5 protein-coding genes, 1 tRNA gene and 2 pseudogenes are annotated in these 8,333 nt (G+C 72.8%); 6 read left to right on the top strand and 2 right to left on the bottom strand.

Features of this window, described 5'->3' with window-relative positions; translation table 11 throughout:
- From ACI379_RS12705 to ACI379_RS12685, 5 genes and pseudogenes are all read left to right on the top strand, one after another.
- Positions 1-230, top strand: a pseudogene (locus ACI379_RS12705) (transcriptional regulator); the annotation flags it as partial.
- Positions 230-1,372 (top strand): hypothetical protein, encoded by a 1,143-nt coding sequence (locus tag ACI379_RS12700; protein ID WP_439792456.1) that lies wholly within the window; start codon positions 230-232, stop codon positions 1,370-1,372. The pseudogene ACI379_RS12705 and the gene ACI379_RS12700, both read left to right, overlap by 1 nt.
- Positions 1,369-4,011: a multicopper oxidase domain-containing protein gene (locus ACI379_RS12695; protein WP_439792455.1), complete on the top strand. Its 2,643-nt coding sequence runs from the start codon at positions 1,369-1,371 to the stop codon at positions 4,009-4,011. Before ACI379_RS12700 ends, ACI379_RS12695 begins: the two co-directional genes overlap by 4 nt.
- Before the next feature lie 76 nt (positions 4,012-4,087).
- Positions 4,088-4,163 (top strand) — tRNA-Gly (locus ACI379_RS12690).
- Between the two features lie 74 nt (positions 4,164-4,237).
- On the top strand, positions 4,238-6,055 hold the full coding sequence (locus ACI379_RS12685) for a lipase family protein (protein ID WP_439792454.1): 1,818 nt from the start codon (positions 4,238-4,240) through the stop codon (positions 6,053-6,055).
- Positions 6,056-6,065: 10 nt separating this feature from the next.
- On the opposite strand, the gene ACI379_RS12680 is transcribed toward ACI379_RS12685, so the two are convergent.
- Complete coding sequence (locus ACI379_RS12680; RefSeq protein ID WP_439792453.1) at positions 6,066-7,157, bottom strand: potassium channel family protein; 1,092 nt, start codon at positions 7,155-7,157, stop codon at positions 6,066-6,068.
- Positions 7,158-7,159: 2 nt separating this feature from the next.
- Positions 7,160-8,122 (bottom strand): YihY/virulence factor BrkB family protein, encoded by a 963-nt coding sequence (locus tag ACI379_RS12675; protein ID WP_439792452.1) that lies wholly within the window; start codon positions 8,120-8,122, stop codon positions 7,160-7,162.
- An 18-nt stretch (positions 8,123-8,140) separates the two neighbouring features.
- On the opposite strand from ACI379_RS12675, the pseudogene ACI379_RS12670 reads away from it, so the two are divergent.
- Positions 8,141-8,333: pseudogene (locus tag ACI379_RS12670) on the top strand (DNA alkylation response protein); the annotation flags it as partial.

The following is an 8,333-nucleotide window of genomic DNA, read 5'->3' as shown; positions in this document are numbered from 1 at the left end:
TGGACCTCCTCGAGGACCTCGGGTTCTCCCCGGACACCGACGACTCCGCCGGCACCGTACGGCTGCGCACCTGCCCCCTGCTGCAGGCCGCCCATGAGCACCCCGAGGTCGTCTGCGCGGTCCACCTCGGCCTCACCAAGGGAGTCCTCGCCGCCACCGGCACCGACGGGTCCGCGACCCAGCTCGAGCCCTTCGCCGAGCCGGGTGCCTGCGTACTTCGGATGGCGTGATGGCCACCTCACGTCCCCCGGCGGCACGGGCCCTGCTCCTCCTGCCGGGCGGCGCCGCCCTGCTCGCGGGACTCGATGCCGCACTGCTCCTGCTCGGTCTGCCCGCTCCCGTGACCATCGACCGGCTCCCCGACGTCCACGGTGTGCTGATGGTCCTCGGCTTCGTGGGCACCGTCATCAGTCTCGAACGTGCGGTGGCCCTGGGCCACCGCGCCGGCTACCTCGCCCCCGCCACCAACGGTCTGGCGGTCCTGGCCCTGCTCTCCCCCGCACCCGTCAGGGTCGGTGGATGGCTGCTGGTGGCCGGCACTGCCGGACTGCTCGTCCTGTACGTCCCGCTGTGGCGGCGCCAAAGGGACGAGGCCGTGCTGGTCCAGGCACTCGGCGCCTTGCTGGCCACCGGTGCGGCGCTGCTCTGGGCCACCGGCACCCCCACCCACGGGGTCATCGGCTGGCTGGTGGGCTTCGTCGTGCTGACGATCGCCGGCGAACGGCTCGAGCTCGCCCGGCTCGCCATGGGCCCCAGCGCCGGCACCGCCCTGGTCACCCTCTCCTGCATCCTGGCCGCGGGCGTCCTGGCCCAGCTCCTGTGGCCGGCCCCCGGCACCGTCCTGCTCGGAGCGGCCCTGGCGGCCCTGACCGTGTGGCTGGTGCGCCACGACGTCGCGCGCCGCACGGTCCACAGCAGCGGCCTGACGCGCTACATGGCGGTCTGCATGCTCGCCGGGTACGCGTGGCTCGCGGTCGCCGCCACCCTCTGGTTCGTCGGCGGTCACACCGCCGAGGGGGCGGCGTACGACGCGGTGATCCACGCCGTCTTCCTCGGGTTCACGATCTCCATGGTGATGGCCCACGCGCCGGTCATTCTGCCCGCCGTGCTGCGCCGCTCCCTGCCCTACCATCCGGCCCTGTACGCACCGGTGGCGCTGCTCCACGGCTCGCTGGCGCTGCGCGTGCTGGTGGGTGACGCGTACGGCGTCGACCTGGCGTGGCAGGTCGGCGGGGCCCTCAACGTGGCTGCCGTGCTGTCGTTCGTCGCCGTGGCCGTCTGGTCCGCGACCCGCCCCGCTCGAGGACGCACCGCCCCGCCCTCGCCTGACCCGTCCACCCGCCCCGTCGACGCAGGGAGCCAGTCGCGATGACGCGCACCTTCCGCCCGCTGCGCGACCTGCCCAGCATCGTCTGGCTGGCCGCGACCGCCGTCTCCACCTTCGTGCACCCGTGGGTCCCGGCACCACGTTGGCTGATGCTGCACCTGCTCCTGCTCGGCGCGGTCAGCCACGCCGTCCTGGTCTGGAGCCGGTTCTTCGCCGACGCCCTGCTCAAGACCCCCGGCGACGGTCGGGCCGCGCAGGACGGTCGCCTGCTGGCGCTCAACGCCGGAGTCGTGGGCGTGGTCGCCGGCGTGCTCAGCGACACCTGGCCGCTCACGCTCGTGGGCGCCGCCGCCGTGGCGGGGGCGGTGCTGTGGCACGCGTGGACCCTCGTCGGGATGCTGCGTCGCGCCTTGCCGGCGCGTTTCGCCTCGACGGTGCACTACTACGTGGCGGCCGCCTGCCTGCTCCCCGTCGGGGCCGTGCTGGGGACGCTGCTGGCCCGCGGGCCGGGCGACCCGTGGCACCTGCGCCTGGTCGTCGCCCACGCGGCACTCAACCTGCTCGGCTGGGTGGGCCTGACCATCGTGGGCACGCTGGTGACGCTGTGGCCGACGATGCTGCGCACCCGGATGACCGACGGCGCCGAGCGGTGGGCCGCACGCGCCCTGCCCGTCCTCGTCGGCTCCGTCCTGGTCACGGCGGTGGGCTCGCTGGTGGGGCTCCGGCCGGTCATGGTGATCGGTCTCCTCTGCTACCTGACAGGCCTGGGGCTCACCTCGTGGGCGCTCGTCGACGCCGCGCGCCGTCGTCTCCCCACGACGTTCGCGCCCTTGTCGGTGGCGGCCGGGGTGCTCTGGTGGTTCGGCTGCCTCGTCGCACTCGCCTGGAGGATCGCGACGGCCGGCTCGTGGGCCGGGGTCGAAACCGCCTTCGGGTGGCTGACCCCCTACCTCGCGGCGGGCTTCGTGGCCCAGGTGCTCCTCGGCGCGCTGGCCCACCTCGTGCCGGTGGCACTCGGCGGCGGGCCCCGGCCGGTACGAGCGGCCACCGCCGAGCTGGACCGCGGCGCGCCGCTGCGGGTCGCGTTGGCCAACGCCGGCCTCCTGCTGTGCGTGGTTCCGGTGCCGAGCCTCGTACGGGTGCTGGCGTCCCTGCTCGTGCTGGGCGCGTACCTCAGCTGGCTCCCGCTCCTGGTCCGCGCCCTGGGGGCCTCCCGGAGGGCCAAGCACGACCCCGCCTCCGTCCCGGCGCCGGACGGCAGCGTGCACGGGTCGACCCGCCCGCGAGGACAGTTCGCCGGGATGGTCGTGGTCGGCCTCGGCCTGGTGGTCCTCGCCGCCGCCGCCGGCGTGTCCGTCGACCCCGCCTCGGTGCGGGCCGGAGCGGTGCAGGGCGCCGACGGCGGAGTACGCGCGACCGGCGAGACCACGACCATCCGGGTCGTGGCCAGGGACATGCGGTACCACCCCGCGACGCTCGAGGTCCCGGCCGGCGACCGACTCGTGGTGGAGCTGGTCAACGAGTCCGACGACGTCCACGACCTCGTCCTGGAGACGGGCCAGAGGTCGCCCAGGGTGTCTCCCGGCGACACCACCACGCTGGACGTGGGCGTGGTGGGCCGCGACGTGGAGGGCTGGTGCTCCCTGCTCGGGCACCGACAGATGGGCATGGTGCTGGAGGTGAGGGCACTCGGCGCCGGAGGTGGCACGGCCGCGGACGACGCGGCGGACGACGCGGACGCAGACCCGCCGGCCGGTCACGCCGCGCACGGCAGCAGGTCCACCCCCGCAGGCACCGGCGCCGCGGCAGACCTCGACTTCATGGCCGACGCCCCGGAGGGTTTCACCGCCCGGGACGCCTCACTCCAGGCCCTGCCGCCCGGCAACCGGGTGCACCGCCGCACGTTCCGCGTCACCGACACCACCACCGAGGTGGCACCCGGCGTCACCCAGACGCTCTGGACGTACGAGGGCACGGCCCCCGGCCCCACCCTGCACGGACGGGTCGGCGACCGCTTCGTCATCACCCTGGTCAACGACGGCTCCCTGGGGCACTCGGTCGACTTCCACGCCAGCTTCCTGTCCCCGCAACCGTCGATGCGGACCATCGCACCCGGCGAGAAGCTCGTGTACCGCTTCACGGCCAACCGGGCAGGCGTCTGGATGTACCACTGCTCGACCATGCCCATGTCGGCGCACATCGCCAACGGGCTGTTCGGCGCTGTCGTGATCGAGCCCGACGACCTCCCCGCGGTGGACCGCAGCTACGTGCTGGTGCAGTCCGAGCTGTACCTCGGCGAGCAGGGCGGCGAGGCGGACGCGACCAAGCTGGCCGAGGAGGACCCGGACGCCGTGGTCTTCAACGGGTACGCCAACCAGTACGCCCACGACCCGCTCGAGGCTCACGTCGGCGAGCGGGTGCGCATCTGGGTCCTGGACGCCGGACCCAACCGCCCCAGCTCCTTCCACGTCATCGGCAGCCAGTTCGACACCACCTGGTTCGAGGGGGCGTACCTGCTGCGGCCCGGTGCCCACGCGGGCGGGTCGCAGGCCCTCGGGCTGCAGGCCGCCCAGGGTGGGTTCGTGGAGCTCACCTTCCCCGAGCCCGGCGACTTCCCGTTCGTCTCACATCTGATGGTCGACGCCGAACGGGGCGCCAAGGGGTTGGTGCGCGTCACCCGGTGACCCCTGTGCGGAGGGCCCCGGACACGTCGTCTACAGTTCTGTTCGCTTCGCCGGTCAGGAACGACCGCGAGGACGTGCGGACGTAGCTCAGTTGGTAGAGCACCACCTTGCCAAGGTGGATGTCGCGAGTTCGAGTCTCGTCGTCCGCTCCATGCCACGAAGGCCCGCCGGATATCCGGTGGGCCTTCGTCGTTCCCGCACCTCCCGCACCCGCTAGGTTCCTTCCGTGCCCCTCCCCGCCAGCCTGCGCACCCGCCTCCGCCGCCGTGCCGCGGAGCTGCCCCGCTGGGCGCGGCTGCTCGTCGCCGCCGCCGTGGTGGCGCTGGGCCTCGCGGTCGTGGCACGCCCGACCACGGCGCTGGGGTCGCTGGCCCTGCTCCTGGGGGCAGGCATGGTCGTGCTCGGCGCCCTCGAGCTGCTCCCCGACGACGAGCGGGACGACGCGGGCGGTCGACGTACGTCCTGCTGGCTGGGGCTGGCGTGGGTCGCGGCGGGCGTCTTCGTCCTGGCGTTCCTCGGACTGACCGTACGGCTGCTCGCCGCGGTGGTCGGGGTCGCGCTCGTGGTCCACGGCGTCGTCCAGGCCGCCCGGGGCGTGCGCGCCACGGAACGCGACCGCCAGGTCAGCGAGGTCGCGTTCGGACTGGCCGGGGTGGTCCTGGGCGTGCTCGCACTGCTGTGGCCCGACATCACCCTGATCGTCGCGTGCCTGGCGCTCGGCGTACGCCTCGTCATGGCCGGCGCGACGCTCGCCTGGCGGACGCTGCGGCCGGCCGCACCCGCCGCACCGCCCGGCACGCTCCCGACACGCCACGGGTGGCGCCGGACGGTGGGAGCCGTGCTGGCCCTCGTGCTCGCTCTCGGGGCGGCCGGACTCTCCGCCGTCGTGCGCGGCGGCTCCCCCGTGGTCGACGAGTTCTACGCGGCACCGCGCACCGTCCCCGACCAGCCTGGCCGCCTCGTCCGCTCCGAGCCGTTCACGCGCGGCGTCCCGGACGGAGCCCTCGGCTGGCGGATCCTGTACACGACCAGGACCGGCGACGGGGAGCCCTCACTGGCCAGCGGTCTGGTGGTCGTTCCCGCGGAGGGTGAGGGCGGTTGGCCGGTCGTCAGCTGGGCCCACGGCACCACCGGCGTGGCCCGTCAGTGCGCCCCGTCCCTGGCCTCCGAGCCGTTCGAGTCGGGCGCCATGTTCGTGCTGCCGCGCGTCGTCGAGGAGGGGTGGGCGCTCGTGGCGAGCGACTACCCGGGCCTGGGCACCGACGGCACCCACCCGTACCTGATCGGCGAGGACACTGCGTGGTCCGTGCTCGACGCCACCACGGCTGCCCGCGAGCTCACCGAGGCCCGGCTCGGGACGGACACGGTCGTCTGGGGCCACTCCCAGGGCGGCGGCGCCGCGCTGTGGACGGCCCAGCTCGAGGACGAGTGGCGCGCAGGACTCGACGCCCACGAGGAACCCGCTCCGGAGCTCCTCGGCGTGGCCGCCCTGGCACCCGCTGCCGACCTCCCCGGACTCGTGTCGGGCCTGGACGGCGTGACCGGCGGCAGCGTGCTGGAGGCGTACGTCTTCCACGCGTTCCAGGCTCGCTACCCGGAGATCACGTTCCGCCGCTACGTACGGCCGGGAGCCGAGGAGACCGTCCGCGCGTTCGCCTCGCGGTGCCTCGCTGAGCCCGGCATCCTCGTCTCCGTCCTCCAGGCGCTCGCGCTGAGCCGCGACCCCGACGTGCTCTCCAGCGCCCCGCTGGAAGGAGCGCTCGGACGCCGCCTCACCGAGAACGTGCCCGCCCCTCGGACCTCCGTGCCGCTGCTGGTCGGTCAGGGGATCGACGACGGCCTGATCTCCGACGAGGTCCAGTCCGGGTACGTCGGCCGGCTGTGCCGCGACGGACAGGTCGTCGACCTGCGCCGCTACCCCGGCCGGGACCACGTCCCCCTGGTGGAGGAGGACTCTCCCGCGATGGACAACCTGTTCGCGTGGACGCAGGAGCGGCTGGACCGCGAGCCTGCCCCGCGCACGTGCCACGTCACCACGCGGTGACGCGAGCGGATCAGTCGTCGAGGTCGTCGGCCGAGAGCTCCTGGTGGGTGCCCGGTCGGGGCGCCCACGGCAGCTCCTTGGAGGGGCGTACGACGATCAGCCGGTCACCACGCGCCAGGAGCGAGACCACCGGGTCGTAGTAGCGGTAGGCCTTCTCGTCGCGGATCACCGCGATCACCTGGTCGAGGAGGCGCTGCGGCTGCATGCCGACCTCGCTGACCAGCAGGTCACGCTCGGCCACCTCGAGGCCGTCGCCGTAGGTGAGCAGGTCCTCCATCACCGAGCCCAGCATGGGCGACAGCGTGGACAGGCCCAGAAGTCGCCCGACCGCGTCGGAGGAGGTGATGACGGAGTTGGCGCCCGACTGCTTCATCAGCGGCCCGTTGTCCTGCTCACGCGCCGCCACCGTGATCCACGCGTCCGGGTTCACCTGGCGTGCGGTCAGCGTGACCATCACGTTCGAGTCGTCACGGTTGGTGGTCACGATGATGTGCCCGGCGCGGTCGGCGCCCGCCTGCAGCAGCACGTCGCGCCGCGTGGCGTCGCCGCGGACGACGGCGAAACCGTCGCGGTTGGCGTCCTCCAGACCGGTGTTGCCGCTCTCGACGACCACGACGTCGGCGCGGTCCTGACCGTTCTTGACGAGCGTCTCGATGGCGCTGCGGCCCTTGGTGCCGTACCCGACCACGACGACGTGGTTTGCCATTGTCTTCCTCCACCGGGCGACCCGGAACATTTCCCGACCCTGGGTGGCCAGCACCTCGAGGGTCGTCCCGATCAGCAGCACCAGGAAGGCGATGCGGGCGGGGGTGATGATGAACGCGTTGACCAGGCGGGCGAAGTCGCTGGTCGGCGAGATGTCCCCGTACCCGGTCGTCGACAGGGTCACGGTCGTGTAGTAGATCGCGTCGATCAGGCTGACGTACCCGGTCGGGTCGTTGTTGTCGACGTAGCCGTACCGGTCGAACCACACCAGACACACGGTGCCGACGAGGATGGCGAGGGCGGCCAGGAGGCGTCGGCCCAGCTCCCACCAGGGGGAACGAGCCCGGTCGGGCAGCGAGACGCGCCCACCCTCCGGCACCGGGGAGATCGATGACACGGTCAGGAGTCTTTCACGCGGATGCGCTCGCGTACGCGATGCAGCAGTTCCAGACGGGCGCGAGTCGTGGTGATCTGCGGGAAGACCGTGTCGAACGCGGCGTTGAGCGCGGCCCCGATGAGGACCGCCAGCGCGACCAGGTACAGCCACAGCAGCACCGCGATCGGCGCCGCCAGCGGCCCGAAGATGGACCGGGAGGCGTCCGAGGTCGACGTCAGCACCCAGCGCAGGACGCCGGACCCGAAGACCCAGCAGAACAGGGTGAACACAGCGCCGGGCAGGTTGAACGACCACTTGGTCCGCACCGGCACGGAGACGTGGTAGAGCGTGGCGAGGAAGCAGACGCAGAGCACCGTGACGATCGGCCAGTAGAAGGACATCACCAGCTCGAGCCGCTCCGGCAGCCACTGGCGCACCAGCGTCGGCCCCGCGACCACGAGCGGGATCGACACCATCCCGGTCAGCATCGCGAGCAGGTAGAGGACGAACGAGAGCCCCCGCGTGCGCACGATCCCCCGGTGACCGCCCAGGCCGTGCATGATCGTGATGGTGTCGACGAAGACGTTGAGCGCCCGCGAGCCCGACCACAGGGCGATCACGAAGCCGAGCGACACCACGTCGTAGCGCCCGTTCGAGAGGACCTCGTCGATCGTGGGCGCGATGATCTTGTCGACCGCGTCGGGCGTCAACGCCTGGCTGGCCAGGTCGAGCACGGCCTGCTTGACGTCGGCGACCTGGGTGGCGGAGAACCTGTCGGTGAAGTAGCCGATCGCCCCGGCCAGCCCGAAGACCAGCGGGGGCACCGACAGGATCGCGAAGAACGCCGCCTCGGCCGCCATCCCGGTCACGCGGTACCGCATGCACGACCCGACGGTGGCCACCACCAGCCGCCACAGCAGGTGGCCCAGCCGTTTCGCGGAGTCGACGAGGGCACGCGACGTCGAAAGCGTCCCCTCAGTTGCCATGGGTCCTACCGTAGCCAGATGCAGACCGACATCCGCGCACCCCACAACCAGGTTCCGGCACTGGTCGACCACAACGTGGTGACCTCCGACCAGGCCCTGGTCGACGCCGTCACCCGGCTCGGATCCGACCAGCTCGTCGACGACCTCGCCGCGCTCGGCGCGGAGGCGGGCAGCGCCGAGGCGCGCGAGCACGGCCTGCTGGCCAACAAGC

This window comes from Nocardioides sp. (genome assembly GCF_051876515.1).
Lineage (GTDB): Bacteria > Actinomycetota > Actinomycetes > Propionibacteriales > Nocardioidaceae > Nocardioides.
The sequence above is the reverse complement of the archived record's forward strand: the minus strand, read 5'-3'. Positions and strand labels throughout refer to the sequence as shown.

Bases quoted from the DNA above. Each gene is read 5' to 3' on its own strand.
- ACI379_RS12700 (WP_439792456.1), top strand. From the start codon at position 230: ATGGCCACCTCACGTCCCCCGGCGGCACGGGCCCTGCTCCTCCTGCCG.
- ACI379_RS12695 (WP_439792455.1), top strand. From the start codon at position 1,369: ATGACGCGCACCTTCCGCCCGCTGCGCGACCTGCCCAGCATCGTCTGG.
- ACI379_RS12675 (WP_439792452.1), bottom strand. From the start codon at position 8,122: ATGGCAACTGAGGGGACGCTTTCGACGTCGCGTGCCCTCGTCGACTCC.